Source organism: Streptosporangium sp. NPDC000095 (assembly GCF_042899335.1).
Taxonomy (GTDB): Bacteria; Actinomycetota; Actinomycetes; order Streptosporangiales; family Streptosporangiaceae; genus Streptosporangium.
This window is the reverse complement of sequence record NZ_JBIAZS010000001.1, coordinates 696408-718899: the sequence shown is the minus strand read 5'-3', so window position 1 is coordinate 718899 and position 22492 is coordinate 696408. Positions and strand designations below refer to the sequence as shown.

The 22492-nt window shown below is 69.7% G+C and carries 15 protein-coding genes; 8 read left to right on the top strand and 7 right to left on the bottom strand.

Translation table 11 applies throughout. The features are described from left to right. The first annotated feature begins 66 nt into the window (after nucleotides 1-66). The gene (locus ACFY3V_RS02895; protein ID WP_350947385.1) at nucleotides 67-729 is read left to right on the top strand and encodes a response regulator transcription factor; all 663 of its coding nucleotides are present in this window, start codon (nucleotides 67-69) and stop codon (nucleotides 727-729) included. Here the strand turns inward: ACFY3V_RS02895 and ACFY3V_RS02890 are convergent. Beyond that, nucleotides 669-1373, bottom strand: coding sequence for a hypothetical protein (locus ACFY3V_RS02890; RefSeq protein WP_362902478.1), 705 nt, complete (start codon nucleotides 1371-1373; stop codon nucleotides 669-671). The two genes, ACFY3V_RS02895 and ACFY3V_RS02890, sit on opposite strands and share 61 nt — an antisense overlap. Nucleotides 1374-1585: 212 nt before the next feature. Between ACFY3V_RS02890 and gdhA the strand changes: the two genes are divergently transcribed. After that, a complete protein-coding gene (gene gdhA / locus ACFY3V_RS02885; RefSeq protein ID WP_350947387.1) occupies nucleotides 1586-2929 on the top strand; it encodes an NADP-specific glutamate dehydrogenase in 1344 nt (447 codons plus the stop codon). 142 nt (nucleotides 2930-3071) lie between these two features. Here the strand turns inward: gdhA and ACFY3V_RS02880 are convergent, their stop codons facing one another. From ACFY3V_RS02880 to ACFY3V_RS02870, 3 genes are all read right to left on the bottom strand, one after another. Further along, the gene (locus tag ACFY3V_RS02880; protein WP_389769338.1) at nucleotides 3072-3965 is read right to left on the bottom strand and encodes a phosphotransferase family protein; all 894 of its coding nucleotides are present in this window, start codon (nucleotides 3963-3965) and stop codon (nucleotides 3072-3074) included. Nucleotides 3966-4127: 162 nt separating this feature from the next. Then, nucleotides 4128-5507: a hypothetical protein gene (locus ACFY3V_RS02875; protein WP_362902474.1), complete on the bottom strand. Its 1380-nt coding sequence runs from the start codon at nucleotides 5505-5507 to the stop codon at nucleotides 4128-4130. Nucleotides 5508-6393: 886 nt separating this feature from the next. After that, entirely contained in the window at nucleotides 6394-7023 is a 630-nt protein-coding gene (locus tag ACFY3V_RS02870; protein WP_389769335.1) for a hypothetical protein, read from the bottom strand. A gap of 432 nt (nucleotides 7024-7455) precedes the next feature. Between ACFY3V_RS02870 and ACFY3V_RS02865 the strand changes: the two genes are divergently transcribed. Next, nucleotides 7456-8169 carry a carbonic anhydrase family protein gene (locus tag ACFY3V_RS02865; protein WP_389769332.1) on the top strand — a complete coding sequence of 238 codons (714 nt, stop codon included), beginning with the start codon at nucleotides 7456-7458 and terminating at the stop codon, nucleotides 8167-8169. 139 nt (nucleotides 8170-8308) lie between these two features. Here the strand turns inward: ACFY3V_RS02865 and ACFY3V_RS02860 are convergent, their stop codons facing one another. Then, nucleotides 8309-12487 carry a tetratricopeptide repeat protein gene (locus ACFY3V_RS02860; RefSeq protein WP_389769329.1) on the bottom strand — a complete coding sequence of 1393 codons (4179 nt, stop codon included), beginning with the start codon at nucleotides 12485-12487 and terminating at the stop codon, nucleotides 8309-8311. 261 nt (nucleotides 12488-12748) lie between these two features. Between ACFY3V_RS02860 and ACFY3V_RS02855 the strand changes: the two genes are divergently transcribed. The 5 genes from ACFY3V_RS02855 to ACFY3V_RS02835 all read left to right on the top strand — a co-directional run bounded on the left by ACFY3V_RS02855 (nucleotide 12749) and on the right by ACFY3V_RS02835 (nucleotide 21326). Next, a complete protein-coding gene (locus ACFY3V_RS02855) occupies nucleotides 12749-13168 on the top strand; it encodes a toll/interleukin-1 receptor domain-containing protein (RefSeq protein WP_389769326.1) in 420 nt (139 codons plus the stop codon). Continuing rightward, a complete protein-coding gene (locus ACFY3V_RS02850; protein ID WP_389769323.1) occupies nucleotides 13165-17310 on the top strand; it encodes a tetratricopeptide repeat protein in 4146 nt (1381 codons plus the stop codon). The genes ACFY3V_RS02855 and ACFY3V_RS02850 overlap by 4 nt, the downstream gene beginning before the upstream one ends. A 118-nt stretch (nucleotides 17311-17428) precedes the next feature. Next, entirely contained in the window at nucleotides 17429-19594 is a 2166-nt protein-coding gene (locus ACFY3V_RS02845; protein ID WP_389769320.1) for a DUF6421 family protein, read from the top strand. Then, entirely contained in the window at nucleotides 19591-20256 is a 666-nt protein-coding gene (locus tag ACFY3V_RS02840; protein WP_362895808.1) for an SDR family NAD(P)-dependent oxidoreductase, read from the top strand. Before ACFY3V_RS02845 ends, ACFY3V_RS02840 begins: the two co-directional genes overlap by 4 nt. Then, entirely contained in the window at nucleotides 20253-21326 is a 1074-nt protein-coding gene (locus ACFY3V_RS02835) for a low specificity L-threonine aldolase (protein ID WP_362895806.1), read from the top strand. Before ACFY3V_RS02840 ends, ACFY3V_RS02835 begins: the two co-directional genes overlap by 4 nt. A gap of 73 nt (nucleotides 21327-21399) precedes the next feature. Here ACFY3V_RS02835 and ACFY3V_RS02830 read toward each other — a convergent pair whose 3' ends face one another. Beyond that, on the bottom strand, nucleotides 21400-21699 hold the full coding sequence (locus ACFY3V_RS02830; protein ID WP_329092600.1) for a DUF3467 domain-containing protein: 300 nt from the start codon (nucleotides 21697-21699) through the stop codon (nucleotides 21400-21402). Between the two features lie 74 nt (nucleotides 21700-21773). Further along, nucleotides 21774-22430 (bottom strand): DUF305 domain-containing protein, encoded by a 657-nt coding sequence (locus ACFY3V_RS02825; protein ID WP_362895804.1) that lies wholly within the window; start codon nucleotides 22428-22430, stop codon nucleotides 21774-21776. Nucleotides 22431-22492 lie beyond the last annotated feature (62 nt).

Below are 22492 nucleotides of genomic sequence, written 5' to 3'. Positions count from 1 at the left end.
GTGCGTACGGGCCGTTCGATCGCTCGGCCCCGGAACGAGGTGTCCAGCCGCCCGCAAGGAGGAGAAGTGAACATCCGCGTCGTGATCGCCGACGACCAGGCGATGGTTCGCGCCGGGCTGAAGCTCGTCGTGGAGAGCGAGGTCGGGCTCGAGGTGGTCGGTGAGGCCGCCGACGGGATCGAGGCCCTCGCCGTGGCCCGCCGTACCAGGCCCGACATCGTGCTGATGGACATCTCGATGCCGCGCATGGACGGCATCACCGCCGCGAGGCAGTTGCTGGGCCAGCAGGACCCGCCGAAGGTCGTCATACTGACGACCTTCGACACCGACGAGAACCTCTACGCCGCGCTTCGGGCCGGGACGAGCGGGTTTCTGCTCAAGGTCTCGCCGCCCGAGCAGCTCGTGGAGGCGATCCGCGTCGTCGTCGCCGGGGACGCCCTGCTCGACCCGGCCGTCACCACCCGCGTCATCGCCTCCTTCGCCGGACGCCACGACCCCGCGCCTCCGCCGCAGCTGGCCGACCTCACCCCGCGCGAGCTGGAGGTGCTGCGCTTCCTGGCGCGCGGCCTGACCAACGCCGAGATCGCGGGGGAGCTCTTCGTCGGCGAGGCCACGGTCAAGACGCACGTGGCGCGGGTGCTGATGAAGCTTCACCTGCGCGACCGGGCTCAGGCGGTGGTGTTCGCGTACGAGTCGGGCGTGGTCCGGCCGGGGGCGGCGGTCGGGTAGTAGGAGATCCACTCCTCGCGGCTCATCCGGAGCATCTTGACGCCGAGATGCCCCAGCGCGACCGCGGGGGCGATCCACATCGGGATGGTCGCCGGACCGTACGGGACGACCAGCGAGGCGCCGTAGCCGATCAGGACGACGAGCGGCACCCACCAGTGCGCGAATCCGGCTCGCCAGACGCCGATCAGCAGGACGGGCAGGCCGAAGAGGGCGAAGAACAGCCAGGGCATCTGGAATCCGAAGACGACGCCGGGCAGGTTCAACATCTCGTCGAGGATCCGCTGCGTCTGCTCGGGGGTGTTGCGCTGCCCGAGCCACCACTCCACCGGGTCGGTCAGGAGCAGGCCCGACAGGCTGATGTAGCCGATGACGGTGAGCGGGCCGACGATGTGGCCGAAGACCACCGCGCGGCGGCGCATCACGTGCAGCAGGCCGAGGGCCGCGACGGCCATCAGCAGGTAGGACCAGTGGTACATCACCGACTGGACCTGGGCGAGGGCGGGGTTGTCCCCGAAGCTGACGGACTCGCGATCGTCCCCCCAGGTGCCGGGGTCGACGATGACGGCGATCGCCTGGAGCAGCGGGGCGACGATCAGCAGCACGCCTGAGGAGATGCGCCGGAAGTCGGCTGAGTCACGAAACATGGGCTTTTCCTGCCTGTGCGGGGCTTCTCTCACTCAGGAAGGTAGGAGGCCGATACGTGCCGGGGCGTCCCTCACCAGGCTGATCCGGGGTCCCTCTCGTGGGGTATTCAGCGGGTAATAAGGTCTCACAGTGGGGCGGTGGGAGTTGTGAGAACCGCCTCTCCCAAGGTCTGGCCCACAGTGCACGGACTTGCGACCAGAAAGATGAAGCGATGTTGCACGAGAAGCTTGAATCGATTTACGACAGCGTCCTGCGTCGCAACCCGGGGGAGATCGAGTTCCACCAGGCCGTTCGTGAGGTGCTGGAGAGCATCGGCCCGGTTCTCGGCAAGCACCCCGAATACGCCGAATCCAAGATCATTGAGCGGATCTGCGAGCCGGAACGGCAGATCATCTTCCGGGTGCCCTGGGAGGACGACCAGGGCGAGGTGCACATCAACCGCGGTTTCCGGGTCGAGTTCAACAGCGCGCTCGGCCCCTACAAGGGCGGCCTGCGCTTCCACCCCTCGGTCTACCTCGGCATCGTCAAGTTCCTCGGCTTCGAGCAGATCTTCAAGAACGGACTGACCGGCCTGCCGATCGGCGGCGGCAAGGGCGGCTCGGACTTCGACCCCAAGGGCCGCTCCCAGCGCGAGATCATGCGCTTCTGCCAGAGCTTCATGACCGAGCTCTACCGGCACATCGGCGAGTACACCGATGTCCCGGCAGGGGACATCGGCGTCGGTCAGCGCGAGGTCGGTTACCTGTTCGGTCAGTACAAGCGCATCACCAACCGGTACGAGTCCGCGGTGATCACCGGCAAGGGGCTCAGCTACGGCGGCGCGCAGGTCCGCACCGAGGCGACCGGGTACGGTTGCGCCTTCTTCGTCGAGGAGATGCTCAAGGCCCGCGGCACGTCCTTCGACGGCAAGCGCGTCGTCGTCTCCGGCTCCGGCAACGTCGCCGTCTACGCGATCGAGAAGGTACGGCAGCTCGGCGGCACGGTGGTCGCCTGTTCCGACTCCTCGGGGTACGTCATCGACGAGAAGGGCATCGACCTCGACCTGCTCAAGCAGGTCAAGCAGATCGAGCACCTGCGGATGGACGCCTACGCCCGGCGGCGCGGCGGCGGAGTGTCCTTCGTGGCGGGACGGAGTGTCTGGGAGGTGCCGTGCGAGGTGGCGATGCCGTCGGCCACCCAGAACGAGATCACCGGCAAGGACGCCGAGGTGCTGGTGCGCGGCGGCTGTATCGCGATCGGCGAGGGCGCCAACATGCCCACCACGCCGGAGGGCATCCGGATCTTCCAGGAGGCCGGTGTCTCCTTCGGCCCCGGCAAGGCCGCCAACGCCGGCGGTGTGGCCACCAGCGCGCTGGAGATGCAGCAGAACGCCAGCCGCGACTCGTGGACCTTCGAGTTCTCCGAGCGCCGCCTCCAGGAGATCATGCAGGACATCCACGGCCGCTGCCTGAAGACCGCCGAGGAGTACGGCATGCCGGGCAACTACGTGGCCGGTGCCAACATCGACGGCTTCAAGCGCGTCGCCGACGCGATGCTCGCCCTCGGCCTGATCTGAGGTCCGAGCCGGGACGTCTGCCGGCGACCGCCAAAGGCGTCGGTCACCGGCACACCGCTGCCGCCTCCCCTCGCGCTCCCGGGCGCCGAGCCCGCCTCCCCTGTCCGGGGACGCTCATCCGGCGAAGCCGTGAAGGGGGCGTCTAGGAGGCGAAGAGCCACTCCAGAGCGGTGAGGGACTTACCGGCGTACGCGTCCCGACCGGTTTCGAGGCCGTACGCCAGGTCCTCGAAGACGCTGCATCTGCCGTAGAAGACGGCGCGCTCACGCAGGGCGGCGGTGTCACCGGACCGGTAGCGGCCGAGGGCGGCGTCCAGGGCGGCGGGGCCGAGGTCGCGGTACAACAGGCCGAAGTCGTAGGCCGGGTCGACGATCGCGGCGTCGCTCCAGTCGATGACGCCGGTCACCGCGCCCGTGGCGGGGTCGACGAGAACGTGCTCGATCCCCAGGTCGTTGTGCGAGAAGACCGGGTCGCGGCCTGGGGCCGGAGGAGGGGTCTTCAGGAAGTCCCGCACCGCCCGGTGGTGGGCCTCGGGGATCTCCTCGGCGATCGCGGGATGGATCTCCGTCGCCTCGTCCAGCCATTCGGACGGCGGTGGGGCGTCCACCTCCACCAGCCCGGCCAGCCGATCCGCCGGAACGGCGTGCGCGGCGGCGAGCAGGCCGCCGAGCGTGGCGGCGACCGACGGGCCGTGGGCCAGCCGCTCCGGCAGGGGCAGGTCGAGCAGCGGCCGGCCGGGGAGCCTGCGGTAGGCGAGGCAGCCCCGTTCCGCGACCGTGAACTCCGGCTCGGGGACGGGCACCGGTGAGAGGCCGGCGACGGCGGCGAGCAGGCGGGCCTCACGCGCCACGAGTACAGCCCGCCGCGCCGGATCCGGCTCCTTGCTGAAACGTACGATCAACTCGCCGTTGACCTGGTACGCGACGTTGTCCTCGCCCTCGCCGAACGGTGTGACGGTCTCGACGCGGTAGCCGGGCAGGTGCTTGGCCACCGTGTCACGGACGTCGTCGGCGCGGTCGTGGTTCTGGCTCCCCATACCGCGACCCTACCGATCACACCGGAGGGCCGAGACGCCCGCTGATCACGTCCTCGACTCGCGCCGGAACACCTCAGGTGAACACGGCGGTCGTCAAGCCGGCTGATCCGGCGCTCGCAGGGAGCGTGGATCAGCCGGTCGACATGACGAGCGGGACACCTGTCAGGGGGTGGGCAGGCCGCTCTCCAGTCGGCACCCGTCGGTGGTCCGCGTGTTGTCACAGCGGTTGAGTTGGAGGCTGTCCACCACGTAGGCGAAGGACTGGCCGTTCGGGCTCACCACCGAGAGTTGCACGGTGGCCGCGCCGGCCGGTGCGATCGCCGAGACGTTGTGCTCCGCCCAGTCGGGTGTCAGGGCGTGGAGCGAGCTGTCACTGTTCGAGATCAGCGTGTTCGACGCGTTGTACCAGGAGAGCCGTAGCTTGACGCCGCCGGAGGTGGCGGTCGTCAGCCGGACGAAGAACTTGTACCGTTGCCCCGGCGTCACCTGGGGCCTGCGGGTGACCGACAGGATCCCCTCGGCCCACGACTGGACGTTCACGGTCAAGGACCGCCGGCCGTCGTAGTAGCGGGCCGACACCTGCTGGTCCGCTCCAGGTGGAGTGACCTGCATCCATCCGCCGCCGGAGACGGTGAAGCCCGTCGGGTACCCATGGGGCGCGTCTGCCTCGATCGTGCGTTCCTGCGCGGTCAGCAGGTCGTTGCTGTACCCGATGTCGCAGCAGAGCGGCGGGGTGAGCATCGACCAGGTGGCGAGGTTGGCCTTGCGAGGGTGCGGATAGGCGCTCGTGTAGAACGTGGCCGTGGTCTCGCTCGGGTCGTAGTAGTTGTTGAACTCCTGGTCCACCTGCCAGGTGTGCCACTGGGTGGACATGACGTCGGTGTCCTCGTGGAGGACCGTCTCGGTGACCTTGGCGTGGTCGACGTCGAACAGGTGGATGAACTCGTGCAGCATGGTCGCGCTGTCCCACTCGTCGGTCGCCGCGACGCACAGGAGTTCGCAGAAGGCCTGCGCCGTCCCGTCGAAGTCCTCGAACACCATGTAGGTACGGTTGGCGTGGTCGTAGCCCGCCGCCGCCAGGTCGTCCTCGACGACGTCCGCGGCGGTCTCGCCGCCGATCACGCCGTTCTCGATCTTCTCCGGCACCACGAGGGCGCGCGCGTAGTCCGCGTAGCTGCCGGTGCCGTAGCCGGTCCGGCAGCTCAGATTGACATGCTGGTCGTAGTTCGTGGACTCGTCCAGTGACCAGTCCACCCGGTCGACGATCTTGGCGATCCTCTCGACGAAGTCGTCGTAGCGGTTCCCGGACTCCTCGTGCCAGGCGTAGATCACCTGGACCGCGGGGATGCTCCCCGCGGCGTTCCTGGGGTCGGACAGCGTGGTGGCGCAGCCTCGCCGGGGAATGTCCGCGTCCGCCGGTTGGACGTAGGGAACATAAGGTTCGGAGCCGATGGGACTGAAATCGGCGTGTGCCGTATCCGCCATCAGGACGACAAGCGCGACTACGACCAGCGCGGACGTGAATCGCTTGAACCGTGCCAACAAAGGATTTCCCTCCAGGGGTTTACCGTGCCGTGAACCCGTAAACGCGAATGGCGGGTTCCCGAGAATTCCGGATGTGTTCTCGGTGGTATATCGGTAAGCGTTTTTCGGTCGGCGGCGCCGACCTCGAACGTGACCCTTCCGACTGGGCCGTGAAACGCGGCCGGGAACGGATCTCGCCGAGTTCGGGTTCCGCTCGATGTGATAGCAGCTCTGTGAGCAGCGGTGATGGCAGGGGAAGGGGTGGGGTCACCGGTCCGGCCGTCGAGCCCTCGGCTCGGCGACGAGGGTCGAGTGGGTCGGGTTCAGAGTTCGCTCATGTGACCGGTGGCCGGGTGCCGTCGGCCTTCACGAGCCTGGAATCCCATTCCGAAGAAATGTTTCCTGAATGTATGCGGTCGATGACCGCCTCACCTCTTCACCTTGGAATCATCGGACCAGGCAAAGGTAAACAGCACCTGTTTCGGCTCGATTTCACAATGACTCCCTGTTCTGTTACTGCTGGGCGTCATGGCGTCGGTTTCCGAAGTTGAAAAGGCGAAGGTCACGAAGGGGTGCGGTTACCGGCGGCGCGTTCGCCGTTGCTCACTCCGTCGCACGCGCGATCTCGCCGAGCCGGGGGCGGTGAGGATACAGGGCGCCGGGGCGGGGAGTTGTGCCGCTGATCGCCGCGCTCGCCGACCGGCCCTCGGCCGGGCGCTCACCGGCTGCCGCATGGGGGATCCGTCGCGTTCACTGTCGGCGGCGACCGGATGCCGGGTTCGGGAAAGCCGTCCGCGCGAGGGTGGTGCCGTCCGCGGGAGGTGGTGCCGTTCGCCGGAGGGTCGGCGGTGCGCCGGCCGGGGCAGGCCCTGTGTCCCAGGACCTGCCCCGGCCGGATGTGCGCTCAGCCCGCGCCGGGGACGACGGCGGTCCTCTCCTTGAAGTCGTAGCCGTGCTGGGTGGCGTTCTGTCGCAGGTTGTTGAAGGAGTCCTTGCCGGCCTGGAGGTCGGCCTCGGTGGCGGTGCCGTTCTTCAGCTTGGTGGTCAGGGCGCTGAAGCTGTCGGTGACCGCCTTGACCCCCTTGCACAGGGTCGGGTTGGCCAGGGCGAAGCGCCGGGCCACCTTCAGTTCGTGAAGAGTGAAGAGACCGGCGACGGCGGCCTTGGCGAAGGTCCGCTTCCGCTTCTCCGCTCCGGCCTTGAAGCCGCCGCTCTGCAGTGGTTGGTAGATGTAGCGGTAGAAGGCGCCCAGCGCGAGGCCCGCGTGCAGCGCGAAGCGGGTCTTGGCGAACCTCTTGGCGTTGACGCCGGTCGGGCACTCCTCCGCGGTGTACTCCTGGGCGCTGTCCTCCCCGGAGAGGTCGGCGGCGGGCGGGGCGCCCGCGGCGGGTGGAACGGCCGCGGATGTCGTGGCTACGGCGGTTTCCGGTTTCACGGCGGTGGACTGACCGCCGCCGCAGCCGCCGACGAGCAGTGTCACGGCCAGCAGTGCCGCTGCCGGAACGGCAACGGATCGGGCACTCCGTACAGGCATCTTCCCCCCCGGATGACGGTTACGGCGTCGCCTTTCACCCTCTTTGTACCCTTTGTAGCTGCTTAAACGCTTTCCGTAAGGCGATCGGCTCCTGTCGCGCCTCGGTGGCTCGGCTCCGGGCGGCCCTCCGGTGGCCCCCGCGGGGGCCGGGGTGACGTCGAGTCGCGCCTCGCTCCCCGGGGGTCCCGATCGCAAGTAATCACCTGTTTACTTGTGGTCGTTTTGGACGCGAAAAAACAGGGTGCAAATTCGCTTTCTTCGACTAAGGTCGCCAATGCCTTTATGTCGCCTTTAATGCGGACATCGCCCCCGATGCTCCGTAGGCGACACCTCGGTATCCCCTCGTACGAAAGGTGACCGGTGCGTTACCGTCTTGCGCCCATTGCGGTGGCTGCTGCTTTTTCCCTCCCGTTCATTTCCCTTTCCCCTTCCGTGCAGGCCCAGGTCAAGCCGTGCCACGGCAACGGCACGGACGGCGCGGTCCAGAGTCCCATCGAGATCGACCGTTCGGTGACGTGCCCGGGCGTCGGTCCCGCGATCGCCGTCCACTACCCGCACAGCGTCGACGGGACGCTCCTGTTCCAGGACAAGCCCCCGCTGGAGGAGGCGAGCGAGCACGACGACGTCAGGTTCGTCATCGGCACCGGCGGTACCCAGCCGTACATCACCTACGGCGGCCAGCGCTACAACCTGAACAACGTGCACTTTCACGGCCACGCCGAGCACAAGTTCGCCGGTCAGCCCTTCGCCCCGCTTGAGGCGCACTTCGTCCACGAGCGGGCGACCGGGCCGAAGGGGTACGTGGTCTTCTCGGTCCTCGTCGACGCCAGGACCTTCCACGGCCTGTCCCAGCACGACCGCCTGATCGCGTCGCCCCCCGCCCTCGGCGAGTCCAGGAGTCTGCACGGTGTCGACCTGAAGGCCATGCTGCCCGAGAGCCACGCCACCTACCGCTACACCGGCTCCCTCACGACGCCGGACGAGACCGGCACCTACTTCCAGCCGGTCAACTGGGTCGTCTTCAACCAGCACGCGAAGGCGCACCAGAACAACATTCAGTCGTACAGGTCCCTGTGGGGTCCGGAAGGCAATCACCGGGAAGTCCAGGAAAACATTCCGGAGCCCAATATTTACTCGTACCACTGATACCACGCCATTCCGGGCCCGCCCGGTCTCATGACGGTGACGACCACGCCGGCCGAGGTGTACCTCGGCCGGCGTGGTCGTCTCACATGCTTGGCGTGGGCGTACGCGAGGGTGATGGTTTGCAGTTCCCACCTGGAAGTTATTCGTCGAACTGATCGAGTCGGCTGATGATGGCATCGATGACTTCGGGGATCAGGTGTTCGGCGAGGAGGCGCCGGAACTCGGCCTCGCCGAGGGCCTCGCGCTGCTGTGCGAACCAGTAGAGGTTGACGGTTATCTCGGGTGCCTGGAGTTCAGCGTGGATGAGCAGGCTGCGCACGGTGAGGGCTACCGCCTCGGCGGCCCGGCCCGTCCGGGAGTACAGCGCACCGATCTGGCTGTAGGTGCTGGCCATGCCCGCGCGGTTGCCGAGGTCTTCGTTGATGGTCAGGGAGCGGTGGTAGTGCTCCAGCGCCCGCTCATACTCCCCCCGCTCCTGGGCGATCATGCCGAGCTGGTGATAGCCGCCGGCCATGCCCGCACGGTCGCCGAGGTCTTCGTTGATGGTCAGGGCTTGGTGGTAGTGCTCCAGCGCCCGCTCATACTCCCCCCGCTCCTGGGCGATCATGCCGAGCTGGTGATAGCCGCGGGCCATGCCCGCACGGTCGCCGAGCTCCTCTTTGATGGCCAGGGAGTGGCGGTAGTGCTCCAGCGCCCGCTCATACTCCCCCCGCAGTTCGGCGATCCTGCCGAGCTGGTGGTAGCCGCGGGCCATGCCCGCGCGGTTGCCGAGGTCTTCGTTGATGGTCAGGGAGCGGTGGTAGTGCTCCAGCGCCCGCTCATACTCCCCCCGCAGTTCGGCGATCCTGCCGAGCTGGTGGTAGGAGCTGGCCATGCCCGCACGATCGCCGAGGTCTTCGTCGATGGTCAGGGAGCGGTGGTAGTGCTCCAGTGCCCGCTCATACTCCCCCCGCTCCTGGGCGATCATGCCGAGCCGGTGCAGGTAGACAGCCTGGGCCCGGCTGCCGTCGGCGGCCCATGACAACGCCTCGTGGCACAACTGCTCCTCCCACCCCCACGCCCCCCAGGTATGCAACTGCTCACACACCCAGTTCGTCACGGTCAGGGCAGCGTCGAGATCACCCGCGGCGCGATGGTGGAAGCGCGCCTCCAGCAGCTCCGCCAGATCCTGCTGCGCGCTCTGCGGCCGGATCTGGACCCGCCACCGCCAAAACCGCGCCGCCGCCGCGTGCGCCTGCCCCACCTCACCCGCCCCCACCTGCGACGCGGCCAGGGTAGCCGCGGTCCAGCGATGCACCACGAACGACCGCTCCCCACCAGCGCCCTCCGATCCCTCACCCGGCGCCAGCAACCCCAACCCCGCCAACACCCCCAACGCCTCCTCCACCCCCGCAGGCTCGACCACCGGTGGCAACCGCATCCAGGCCACGTCCTGTCGCACCTGCTCCACCTCCTCCTCCGAAAGCCCCAGATCCTCCAGCCACGCCTGCGGATTCTTTGCCTGCGCCCGCCGTAGCAGCTCATCCAGCCGCTCCAGCCGCTCCAGCCGCTGCGGGTCTTGCGAGGCCGGGGTCGAGACCGGCCAGGCCACCCCCACCCGGTCCACCGCCACCCGAAACACCGACGCCCCCACCAACACCCGCCGGGAGAAATCGTCCAGCAACCCCACCAGCTCACCCAGCACCGTGTCATCCACCGCCAGCGTCACCGCCTCCGCCAACGCCGCGTCCAGCCCACCCGACCCAGCCACACGCAACCACTCAGCGGGATCGGGAACGTCCCCGCGATCTCTGAGGAGCTGTTCCAGGCGGCGGGTGATGTCCGGGAAGCGGGCCTGGCCACCTCGGAGCAGCGCGTCCAGATATTCCAGCGTGCGGGGGTGGCCGCCCACGTCGGCCCAGGCCCGCTCCCGATCCGCCGTCGCCAGCGCGTCCAGGCCGGGCAGACGCCACATCAACTTGCGGGCCTCGGCGAAGGACAGCGGGCCGAGATGATGGACATGCAGGAGGTCAAGGGCGTCGTCGGACAGCGGGAAGGGGTGGCGGCTGGTGACGAGGAGTTTCCCGACCCGGAGCCAGGCGGCGAGGAATTCGGGCAGGTCGGCGTCCACGAAGGAGAAGCCCGACGCGCGGTCGAGGTTGTCCTCGAAGTTGTCCAGCAGGAGGGTGACCGGGGGAGGGCCGATCCTCCTGGTCAGGGAAGCGCTGACCTCCGTGAGAGCCTGGGCCAGCGCGTCGAGCCGCACCTGCCAGGGGTATCTCGGCTCGCGCAGGGCCAGCCCGACATTGCGCAGGTCCTCGCCCTCCGCGCCGGTCCTGGAGGTGGCTGCCAGCAGCTTGTCGGCGACGGCCGTCAGGATCTGGTCGGGGCCGCCCCGGCCGACGCGGGAGACCACCAGACCGGCGTCGGCGCCGAGGGTGCCGATCAGCTCGGCGGCCAGGCTGCTCTTGCCGACCCCGCCGATGCCGTGCAGCAGCACCCCCGGACGGCCGCGCAGCGCGGCCCGCAGAGTACGGAGCTCCGAGCGGCGGCCGACGAAGTCCCCGACGGCCCTGACCACCACACCGGGATCGAGGGAGACGGCCTTCGGCGGTCTCAGGTTCACGTCCACGCCGTCGTTCACGTCGTACAGCGGCAGGGACGGGCCACGCAGGAACAGCGCCGGGGTGGCCCACTCGACCAGGTCCGCGTCCCGGTTGTCGCCCTTCCCGCGCCTCTCCTCCAGGTCCCGGCGGGCCTCGGACAACGCGGTCAGCACGTCGGGCTGGGGCCGTACGGCCAGCTCGCGGTAGAGGGCCCCGCTGAGCAGGGTCGCGTACCGGTCGGTCACCGGCGCGGTCATCGCCAGCACGGCCGGGACCCCGGCCGCCGACAGCCCGCGCGCCAGCCCGGTGAGCACCGCCTTGTCGTCCTCCCCGCCGGAGACGTCGTCGGTGGGGGAGACGCCGGCGGCGTCCGTACGGGGAACCGGGTGGCGGGCGTCGAGCGCGGTGGAGCAGCCGGAGAGCACGACCAGCGGAACACCGCGGTTCCGGGGAACAACCCCGGCCAGCCGGGCCGCCGACACCTTGTCGACCCCGCCGAGCTCGTCCTCCAGCAGCAGCGCGTCCGGTCCCGCGTGGCAGGAGATGTGCAGGACGTGGAAGCGCTCCTCCTTGAGTGCCCGTTCGATCGCGTCGAGGGTGCCCTCGTTGAGGATCCGCACGTGCGCCGCCGCGTGGCGCCGCGCCTCCTCGACCGAGTCGAGGATGACCCGCAGCTCCCCCTCCAGGTCGAGCAGCGGCCCGCTGCCGGGCCCCTCCGGGGAAGCGACCACGGCCAGAATCCGCAGCGGGGCGAGGATGCCGGTCGCCGTGGGACGGCCGGTCGCCGGGAGGTGGCGGAACAGCTCCACGCACGGGTGCAGCGCCAGCGGCCGGGTCTGCCCGGGCAGGACGACCGTCTCCCAGGGCAGCCCGGCGAGATCGTCGTCCACCTGGAGTCCGAGGCGGAGCGTCCGGTTCTCCGCCGCCGCCTCCTCGACCGCGACGGCCAGCGCCGCCCCCGCCTTCCCGGCGAGGAAGGTTTCCCCCAGCCCGGTCCCGGCCTCGCGCAGCCGGGCCTCCAGCACCGCTCCCGGCCGCCCCGCCGCGAGGACGTCCTTGGTGAGCAGCGCGCCCCCGCCCTGCCGGGCCCGGTCGAGCTGCCAGAGCCGTTCCTCCAGGGCGAGAGGGAGCGGTCCGGGCCGGTGAGCCGCCTCGCCCGCCGCCGCTTTGCTCGCCGTCCCCCGGTCCGTTGTCTCCTCGCCCGCCGTTTTCCGGTCGGCCGTCGTCCCGCCCGGCCGGAAGACGACCGCGTCCCTGCCGATTCTGAGCAGCGCGTCCCGTGCGCCTTCGAGCCCGTGCCCCCTGTAGGGGGCGAGCGGCGGCGCGGCGGGACGGTCGACGCCTAGGAGCCGTAGCAACTCCCGGTAGGGCCCGTCCTGGTCCTCGCCCCGGAAGTCGAGCGGCTTACGAGAAGCGGCGAATGGGCCCAGTGGAACGTCGTCGAGCAGCGCGGGGATGAACCTCCGGGCCTCCGCCTGCGAGACCAGCGCCGCGTACTTGGCGTCCGCCATCGGATCGCCCTCGATCGCCCGGCTGTAGACGAAGACGCAGTTCTTCGAGGCCCGAATCAGATCCTCGATCTTGCGGACGATGATGTCGCCGGGCAGGTAGTCCTCCAGTGCCGCCCGGAACCCGTCCTCCGACAACCGTGCCAGGACCTGCCTCGCCCATTCCAGGTCGGCCCGGGCGTGCACGATGAAGACGTCGTATGTCTCCTCCGCCGGTTCGCTCACCTGACCTCCACGGCCTCCACGGCAGCGTATTCTTCCGTTTACGGATAGTTGACCATTTACCGCTACTTCCGGCCATGGAAACGTTTCACGCCGTAGCCTGATCGCATGGATATCGCGGACCTGGCGGTCGCCGTTATCGGTGCCGTGGCGGGCATCGCGGGCGCCTACTTCGCCTGGCTTTCCGTACGAAAGAGATCCCCCGGAAAGCGCGCCCCCCGTCCCCTGATTTCCCCGGCGTCCTCTCCCGGGAGCAGTGGCAAAATGCCGACTTATGACGTTTTTGTCTCTTATTCGCATAATGACGCCGACATCGTCACCGACCTGGCCGAGCGGCTAAAGGGACACGGCATCGAGGTGGCCTACGACAAAGTCGTCGTCCGGCCCGGTTCGATCATCTTCCACGAGGTGGGGGAGGCGATCAGGAACTCGACGCATGGACTGCTCGTCATCAGTCCCGCGTCGATGGCGAGCGGCCCGGTGATGAACGAGTACTACACACTTCTCCAGCGGTCCATGTACGACGGGCGGCTGCTCATCCCGGTCCTCGTCGAAGACGTGAAGACCCAGGACCTGCCGGAGTTCGTGAAGATCCGCTTCTACAGCGACCTGCGCGGCGTCACCGGCGCGCTCTTCGACCAACGGGTGGACGAGATCGCGGAGGCCATCCGGAGAGCGCGGTGAGCGACGCCTACATCTCGCACGCCCCGCGGGACGCCGAGTGGGTCCGCTGGCTCGCCGACCGGCTGCGCGCGGAGGGCTTGGAGGTCACCTACGGGGAGGTGCTCAGGTCGCCCGGCGCGATCGTCGTCGAGGTGATAGAGAAGGCGATCCGGGACGCGGCCCACGGGATCCTGGTCCTCAGCCGGGCATCCCTGACCGACCCCTGGGTGCGCCAGGCGTACGCCTCGCTGGTCCGGCGCTCCGTCGAGGGCCGGCAGCGGCTCATCCCGGTGCTGATCGAGGATGTCGAGCTGCCGGAGTTCGCGGCCGACCGGTTCTGGGTGGACCTGTCCTCGGTCGACGGGCACGACCACGACCGGCGGCTGGACGAGCTGGTCCGGGCGCTGCGCGGGCAGGTGCCGGAGGTGGTGCCGGGTCCGGTGACACGGCCGGGCAGCGGGATCCGCCCGGAGAAGCCCCGGCGCTGCGTCCTCCGGATCTCACCGGACGAGGTCACCCTCCAGACCTCGTTGTACGAGGGCGCGGTGCCGATCTCGCGGCATGAGGACATGTCTCGGCCGAAGACGCGCGAGCCCGGAGGGCGGGACGCATCGGGCACGGCCGGGGACCGGCTCTCACCGGATGGGACGTCGCGCCAGGCGCGGGCGGCCCACTCCCCGGCCCAGACCTCGGTGCTGAACGAGCTGGTCTGGCGGCTGAGGTCGGCTCGCGAGCGCGGCGACCACATCACGCGCGGCCCCGACGGCTCCGGCGGGGTCGGGGCGTTGCTCGCCGAGTGCGGCAGGGAGCTCGGGCGCGCGTATCTCACCGGGGGCGCCGGGGAGGCGCTCGCCGCCGAGCTGGCCGGGGCGCACGCACTGGGAGCGACGCTCCGGCTCGGCCTGGAGGTCGCCGAGGAGTTGGCGGACCTGCCGTGGGAGACGCTGACCGTACCGGGGACGACCGAGCCGCTGGCGCTGCGTCCCCGCGTGCAGCTCTACCGGCGCGTTCCGGCCGGTACGGCTCCGGCCGTCGCGATCCCCGGCCCGCTGCGGATCCTGGTCGTGATGGCCGCCCCCGAGGGACCCGGGAGCGGGACGGTACTGGACCTGGAGGCGGAGCTCGCCAAGATCCTCGACTCGGTGGAACGTGCCCGCAGGGGTGGCCGGGGCCGTCCCGGAGCGTATGTGCGGATCCTCAACCAGGGGACGCTGGCGGGCATCAGGGAGGCGCTGCTCCAGGAGCGCTTCCACGTGCTGCACATCTCCTGCCACGCCGAGCCCGGGGCGCTGCTGCTGGAGGACGCGGCCGGGCGTGTCGACCGGGTGGGCACCGAACGCTTCGTCCGCGACGGGCTGCCCGCGGATCGCGGGGTGCCGTTGCTGGTGCTGTCCGGCTGCTCCACCGCCCTGGACGCCTCGGCGGACCATGCGTCTGACGACCTCGCGATGAGCGGGCTGGCGCGCGGGCTGACGGCGGCCGGGGTGCCCGGCGTGCTGGCGATGACCGCCTCGGTCACCGACCCGTACGCCACGGCCCTGGCGGGGTCGCTCTACTACGAGCTGGCGGTCCGCGACGTCCCCGAGGCGCTGCCCGCGTTCTGCGACGCGCGGCGACGGCTGGAGGAGGAACGACGGCGGCTGCCCGCGGGCAGCCTGGGCGCCTCGCTGGTGGAGTGGGCCACCCCCGCGCTGTTCCTGCGTGGCCCCTCGGTGTCGCTGTACGACCCGGCCGGGGGGTTCGAGGAGATCTCAGCCCCGGCAGAGCCGCAGTTCGCCGACGGGGTGCCGCTGCGCAAGGTCGGCGAGTTCGTCGGCCGCCGCTCGGAGATCCGCGCGGCCCTGACCGCCCTGCGCGGCGACGGGCCGGGCGTGCTGCTGCACGGCATCGGCGGGGTGGGCAAGAGTAGCCTGGCCGCCGAACTGCTGCGCGCGTCGGGGCCCGACGGGGGTCTCGTCGTATCAGCAGTCAGCCAGACCGGCCCCGACCAACTCCTTGAGGAGATCGGCCGCACCCTGCTGGCGGCCTTCACCGACGAGTCGATCCGCCATCTGGCCCTCACTGTGCGGGAGCCTCGGCACGAATGGAGCGACCGGCTCCAGGCACTCGGGCGGCTCCTGGCCCAGGTGCCGGTGACCCTGCTGCTCGACAACTTCGAGGACAACCTCACATACGACGGCACGCGGTGGGCGGTCGTCAACGAGGAACTGGCCGCGTTCCTGACCGCCTGGATCCGCCTTCGCGGCAGGCACAAGCTGCTGATCACCAGCCGCTATCCCTTCCCCCTCCCCAAACGCGCCGAACGCCGTCTGTACGTTCACCATCTCGGCCCGCTGTCCTTCGCCGAGGCCCGCAAGTTGATGTGGCGTCTGCCCGGCCTGGACGCGCTGGCGACGGCGGATCGGGAGCGGGCCTGGGCCGACGTGGGCGGCCACCCCCGCACGCTGGAATATCTGGACGCGCTGCTCCAGGGTGGTGAGGCCCGCTTCGACGACGTCCACGAACGCCTGGAGGATCTCCTCGACCGTCGCGGCATCCCCGATCCCGCTGAGTGGTTGCGTGTGGCTGGGTCGGGTGGTCTGGACGCGGCGTTGGCGGAGGCGGTGACGCTGGCGGTGGATGACACGGTGCTGGGTGAGCTGGTGGGGTTGCTGGACGATTTCTCCCGGCGGGTGTTGGTGGGGGCGTCGGTGTTTCGGGTGGCGGTGGACCGGGTGGGGGTGGCCTGGCCGGTCTCGGCCCCGGCCCCGGAGGACCCGGAGCGGCTGGAGCGGCTGGATGAGCTGGTGCGGCGGGCGCGGGGGAGGAATCTGCAGGCGTGGCTGGAGGATCTGGGGCTGTCGCAGGAGGAGGTGGAGCAGGCGCGACAGGACGTGGCCTGGATGCGGCTGCCACCGGTGATCGAGCCCGCGGGGGTGGAGGGGGCATTGGGGGTGTTGGCGGGGTTGGGGTTGCTGGCGCCGGGTGAGGGATCGGAGGGTGCCGGTGGGGAGCGGTCGTTCGTGGTGCATCGCTGGACCGCGGCCACCCTGGCCGCGTCGCGGGTGGGGGCGGGCGAGGTGGGGCAGGCGCACGCGGCGGCGGCGCGGTTTTGGCGCTGGCGGGTCCAGACCCGGCCGCAAAGCGCGCAGCAGAATCTGGCGGAGTTGCTGGAGGCGCGCTTTCATCACCGTGCCGCGGGTGATCTCGACGCTGCCCTGACCGTGACGGACTGGGTGTGTGAGCAGTTGCATACCTGGGGGGCGTGGGGGTGGGAGGAGCAGTTGTGCCACGAGACGTTGTCATGGGTCGCCGACGGCAGCCGGGCCCAGGCTGTCTACCTGCACCGGCTCGGCATGATCGCCCAGGAGCGGGGGGAGTATGAGCGGGCGCTGGAGTACTACCGCCGCTCCCTGACCATCGACGAAGACCTCGGCGACCGTGCGGGCATGGCCAGCGGCTACCACCAGCTCGGCAGGATCGCACAGGAGCGGGGGGAGTATGAGCGGGCGCTGGAGCACTACCGCCGCTCCCTGACCATCGACGAAGACCTCGGCAACCGCGCGGGCATGGCCAGCTCCTACCACCACCTCGGCATCATCGCCCAGGAGCGGGGGGAGTATGAGCAGGCGCTGGAGCACTACCACCGCTCCCTGACCATCAACGAAGACCTCGGCAACCGCGCGGGCATGGCCATCGGCTACCACCAGCTCGGCATCATCGCCCAGGAGCGGGGGGAGTATGAGCAGGCGCTGGAGTACTACCGCCGCTCCCTGACCATCGACGAAGACCTCGGCGACCGTGCGGGCATGGCCAGCAGCTACCACCAGCTCGGCAGGATCGCCCAGGAGCGGGGGGAGTATGAGCGGGCGCTGGAGCACTACCACCGCTCCCTGACCATCAACGAAGACCTCGGCAACCGCGCGGGCATGGCCAGCGGCTACAGCCAGATAGGTGTGCTGTACACCCAGACGGGCCGGGCGGCCGAGGCGGTGGCCCTCACCGTGCGCAGCCTGCTCATCCACGCTGAACTCCAGACACCTGAGATCGGCATCGACCTGCACTGGCTCGCACGACAGCGCGAGGCCCTCGGCGAGGCCGAGTTCCGGCGCCTCCTCGCCGAACACCTGATCCCCGAGGACATCGATACCGTCATCGGCCGGCTTGACCAGCCCGACGCCTGACCCCCGTCCCTCAAGGGCCTCGATCTTCTACGTCCCCTCCCCCATAAGGGATGCGTCGAAATGGGCATAGGTTGTGTATATTTTCCGTTAAACACTCATGCTTGAAGGAGGATTTATCGTGACGGCGTTCCCTCGCGTACTGTTCGACGAGGCACACAGCGAGTCGTGGACCATCCGGCGGGATGTGGCCGAGACGATGAATCCCGGCCACCCCGACGACAGCGGCTACGTCCGTGCGGCCGGGCTGTTGCGCGGGCTGGGCCACTCCGTGGACGCGCACGTCGAGGGCCCGCTCACCCCCGGCCTGCTGAGCGCGCGGGACGTGCTGGTGATCGCGCATCCCTCCGCCGACCGGTGGGAGCGCACCACCGGGCTGGGCAGCCCGGTCTTCCCGGTCGAGGAGCTCGACGCGATCGAGGAGTACGTCCGCGACGGCGGCGGGCTGGTCGTGCTGGCCGAGTACGAGCAGGAGAAGTACGGCAGCAACCTCACCGAGCTGCTCGCGCGCTTCGGCGTGGGCGTCGAGCACACCCTCGTCCGGGACCCCGGGAGCGCACACAACGGCGTGGCCTCCTGGGTCCTGGGCACCCCCCGGAACGCCTCGCACGACTCTCGAAGCGGCCAGGACCTGCTCGCCGGGGCCCGCCGCGCCTGCTTCTACCGGGCGGGGACGCTCACCGTCTCCGACCACGAGACCGTCCTGTTCGCCACGTCACCCACCGCGACCCCCGCGAACCGCCCGCTGGCGGTGGCCGTACGGCACGGGGAGGGCCGCGTCGTGGTCGTCGCCGACTCCGACCTGTTCGGTGACGACTCGATCGGCGACTACGACCACGCCGCACTCTGGGGCAACCTCGTCACCTGGGCAGCCCGCGTCCCCGCCGCCAAGAGCTCCGCTGTCCAGAACCCCGCTGTCCAGAGCTCCGCCGCCGAGGGTTCGGTCGTCGGGAGTGCCGAGGCCACGCAGGACGCTGAGGACGCTGAGGCCCGCGCCGAGTTCCAGGCGCTCAAGGATGCCGTCGAGGCGATCAGGCCGTTGCAGGCCAAGGACGGCTCGATCCAGGAGGAGAGCGACCGGGAGCGGGCCGCCGAGCTGGTCTCGAAGATCGTCGGACATGTCGAGCGGCTCGCGCCGCGCTTCCCGCACGACGCCGCCTACCTGGCCGCCGTCGTCGCCGACTTCGGCAAGTGGGTCGACCAGGGGCTGGGCGTCCCCGACTTCCTCGACGCGCTCGACGCCTTCCACCCCGACACCCAGCGGGTGGACGGGCTGGAGCACCTGGTCGTCTTCCCGATGTACACCCAGAACGGCACCACCTTCCGCCACATCGAGGCCGTGTGGATCCGGACGATCTGGCCCGAGTGGCTGGCCGAGCTGGAGCGGACCCGCTACGACAACCCGATGTTCGTGCCGATCGCCTTCGAGGACTTCACCTCCGGCTACGACACCAACTCCGCGGTGCTCTTCCCCGAGACCGTCGCGGTCCGTGAGACCCCGGCCCGCTTCACCTGGGGCGGGATCTTCGCCGACCGGGAGGCCGCGAGGTTCCGCGTGGTGAGCGGTGCCGCCGCGGCCACGCTGAAGCTCGCGCTGCCGCCGGACGCGGCCAGACTGATCGCGTCGCAGGAGCTGGCCCAGGACACCTTCGTGCTCTGGGACCTCATCCACGACCGGACCCACAGCCACGGCGACCTGCCGTTCGACCCCTTCATGATCAAGCAGCGCATGCCGTACTGGCTCTACTCCCTGGAGGAACTGCGCTGCGACCTGACCGCGTTCGGCGAGGCCGTGAAGCTGGAGCGCGAAGGCGTGCCGCACGCCCGCTACGTCCAGCTCGCGATCCTGTTCGACCGGCTGTTCCGCTTCCCGATCACCGGTAACCGGGTCCGCAACTACGACGGCCTGGGCGGGCAGTTGCTCTTCTCGTACCTGCACCGCAACGACGTCGTCCGCTGGACCGACAACCGGCTCAGCATCGACTGGGACCGTCTCGCCGAGGGGGTCGCGGACCTGCGGGGCGAGGTCGAGAAGCTCTACAGGGACGGCATCGACCGCTCCAAGCTCGCCCACTGGCTCGCCGCCCACCAGCTGGTCGCCACCTACGTCGCGCCGAACCCCGCCTCGGTCTGGGCCGGCGGGGCCGAGGCCCTGCCCGTGGAAGGATTTCCCAAGGCCGTGGTGGACGCGGTGCTGCCCGACGAGTTCCCGCTGAGCATGTTCTACGAGGCCCTGCGCCGTAAGCTCGGCGACGTCGTCGACTCCACGAAGGGGATCCGAGCATGATCATCCTTGTCACCGGTGCGGGCGGCCCCGCGGGCCGGGCCGTCGTCCGCAGGTTCACCGGCGAGGGCCACACGGTGATCGGCGTCGACAAGAGCGGCGCCGACGGGTGCCTCGCGGTCGACCTGCTCGACGCCGCCGCCGTGCAGAGGCTCGCGGCGGACGTGCGGGCGGAACACGGCAGGGTGGACGGGATCGTGCACCTGGTCGGCGGCTGGCGCGGGTCCAAGACCTTCGCCGAGACGTCGCTGGACGACTGGGAGCTCCTGCACGACCTGCTGATCCGTACCCTCCAGCACGTCACGCTCGCCTTCGAGCCGCTGCTCAAGGCGAGTGAGCGCGGCCGGTTCGCCATCGTCTCCGCCAAGGCGGCCGAGCGCCCCACCCAGGGCAACGCGGCGTACGGCACGGCGAAGGCCGCCTCCGAGGCCTGGACCCTCGCCTTCGCCGACGCCCTGGAGGGCACCGCCTCCACCGCGAACATCCTGGTCGTCAAGGCGCTCGTGCACGAGGGCATGCGCGCGGCGAGCCCCGAGCGGACCTTCCCCGGCTTCACCGACGTCGACGACCTCGCCGAGGCGATCGACGACCTGTGGAAGACCGACGCCAACGGCACCAGGATCGACCTCACCGTCGACGCGAGGCGGGACGGGGGGACCGCGTGACGGACGCCATCCGCAGGCACGACCCGCTGGTGAAGGGCTTCGCCAGCGACAACTACGCCGGGGTCCATCCCGAGATCCTCCAGGCGATCGCGCTCGCCAACGGGGGCCACCAGACCGCGTACGGCGACGACGTCTACACCGCCGCGCTCCAGGAGGTCTTCAAGAAGCACTTCGGCCCCGCCGCGCAGGCGTGGCCGATGTTCAACGGCACCGGGGCCAACGTGGTCGCGCTCCGTTCGATGACCGCCCACTGGGAGGCGGTGGTCTGCGCGGAGTCGGCGCACATCCACACCGACGAGGGCGGTGCCCCCGAACGGTCGGCGGGGCTCAAGCTGCTGCCGGTCGCCACCCCGGACGGCAAGCTCACCCCCGAGCTGATCGACAGGCAGGCGTGGGGCTTCGGCGACGAGCACCGGGCACAGCCCAAGGTGGTGTCGATCACGCAGACCACCGAGCTGGGCACGCTCTACACGCCCCAGGAGATCGGCGCGATCTGCGACCACGCCCACGACCTGGGCATGCTCGTCCACCTCGACGGCGCCCGCGCGACCAACGCCGCCGCCGCGCTGGACGTGCCGCTGCGCGCGTTCACCACCGACGTGGGCGTGGACGTGCTGTCCTTCGGTGGCACCAAGGCCGGCCTGATGTTCGGCGAGGCCGTCGTGGTGCTCAATCCCGACGCCGTGCGCGGCCTGCGCTACCTGCGCAAGAGCGCGATGCAGCTCGCCTCCAAGATGCGGTTCGTCGCGGTGCAGTTCGAGGCGCTGCTCGCGGGCGACCTGTGGCTGCGCAACGCCCGCAACGCCAACGCGATGGCCCGGCGGCTCGCCGACGCCGTGCGGGACGTGCCGGGAGTGGAGATCCCGCGCCCGGTGCAGGCCAACGCGGTCTTCGCCATCCTGCCGGCGGACGTGACCGAGCGTCTGCAGAAGCGCTTCCGGTTCTACACCTGGAACGAGGCCACCGGCGAGGTCCGCTGGATGACCGCGTTCGACACCACCGAGGCCGACGTGGACGCGTTCGCCGCCGCCGTGGCGCAGGAGCTACGTCCGCGCCAGGACCTGTCGTAAGGCGCGCCCTGAAGGCCCGGCGCGGGGACCCTTTTCAGGCCCCTTTCAGAGGGCCGAAACCCCCCGCCGGGCCTCAGTTCTTGTGACCCGTCTCGTGCTCGTACGCGGTCAGCTGCTGTTCGAGGGCCTTCATCAGCTCGAAGACCTGACTCGGGGGTATGCGGATCCGGCTCACGATCCGGGTCGGCACGCTCACGAAGTGCTGCCCGGAGGAGGGGTCGTTGGCCAGCTGGGGCGGCCTGGTGATCACCGCGAAGTCCAGGACGAAGCCATCCTGGGTGTGCCACACAGAGGCGAAGTTGGCGTACTGCCCCATTTCCACCTCGGCGGAGATGCTCACCTCCAGGCGGTTCTCCGGCTCGTCGTTCACCATTCTCTTTCCTCCGGCCAGGTTGGCTCCATGCTGCCCTGACCGGAAACCGGCCGCACAGGGACGCGCCGACGCCACTAAAGGATGGAAGGCAGCCGCTGGGCGCCGCGCTGCCGCAACATGTCGGTCATCAACTCGATCTCGCCCGTCTGACCGTCGACGATGTGCTGTGCCATGGTGGCCACCTCTTCACGGTCGGACAGTTTCAGCAGACCCTCGCCCATCTGCACGCCGCCCTCGTGATGACGGATCATGAGTTGGAGGAAGAGGACCTCCTGCTCCTTGCCTGTGGCCTCGCGGAGCTTTTTGAGCTCGTCCTCACTTGCCATACCGGGCATCGCGGCGGGCGCGTCCGGTGTTACAGCGTGACCGCCACCGTGCCCGGCCATCCACGCCATGGAGGGACGATCACCCGACTGGGTGAGGCCCCACTGCTGCAGCCAGCCCGTGAAGATGCCGCGCTGGGCCGTCTGCGTGACGATGATGTCGTAGGCCAGGCGCCGCAACGCGTCGTCCTGGCTGCCGTCCCTGGCGATGAAGGACATCTCGACGGCCTGGGCATGGTGAACGGCCATGTCGCGGGCGAAACCCGCCTCCGCCGAAGCGTCCGTCGGAGTGGCCGTCCTGCCCGTCGCGAGCAGCAACACGACCGCCGTGACCAGGCAGCCGAGCAGCACGCCGACCACCACGCCACCACGCCTGGACGTCGCGCCCTCTTTACCTGGGGTTTCCATTACCTGCCCAGCGTACCCACTGTCGGGAATCGTCGCTGTATCACGCGTTGTCATCCCCTTAT

Bases quoted from the DNA above. Each gene is read 5' to 3' on its own strand.
- ACFY3V_RS02890 (WP_362902478.1), bottom strand. From the start codon at position 1,373: ATGTTTCGTGACTCAGCCGACTTCCGGCGCATCTCCTCAGGCGTGCTG.
- gdhA (WP_350947387.1), top strand. From the start codon at position 1,586: ATGTTGCACGAGAAGCTTGAATCGATTTACGACAGCGTCCTGCGTCGC.
- ACFY3V_RS02880 (WP_389769338.1), bottom strand. From the start codon at position 3,965: ATGGGGAGCCAGAACCACGACCGCGCCGACGACGTCCGTGACACGGTG.
- ACFY3V_RS02870 (WP_389769335.1), bottom strand. From the start codon at position 7,023: ATGCCTGTACGGAGTGCCCGATCCGTTGCCGTTCCGGCAGCGGCACTG.
- ACFY3V_RS02855 (WP_389769326.1), top strand. From the start codon at position 12,749: ATGCCGACTTATGACGTTTTTGTCTCTTATTCGCATAATGACGCCGAC.
- ACFY3V_RS02840 (WP_362895808.1), top strand. From the start codon at position 19,591: ATGATCATCCTTGTCACCGGTGCGGGCGGCCCCGCGGGCCGGGCCGTC.
- ACFY3V_RS02830 (WP_329092600.1), bottom strand. From the start codon at position 21,699: ATGGTGAACGACGAGCCGGAGAACCGCCTGGAGGTGAGCATCTCCGCC.
- ACFY3V_RS02825 (WP_362895804.1), bottom strand. From the start codon at position 22,430: ATGGAAACCCCAGGTAAAGAGGGCGCGACGTCCAGGCGTGGTGGCGTG.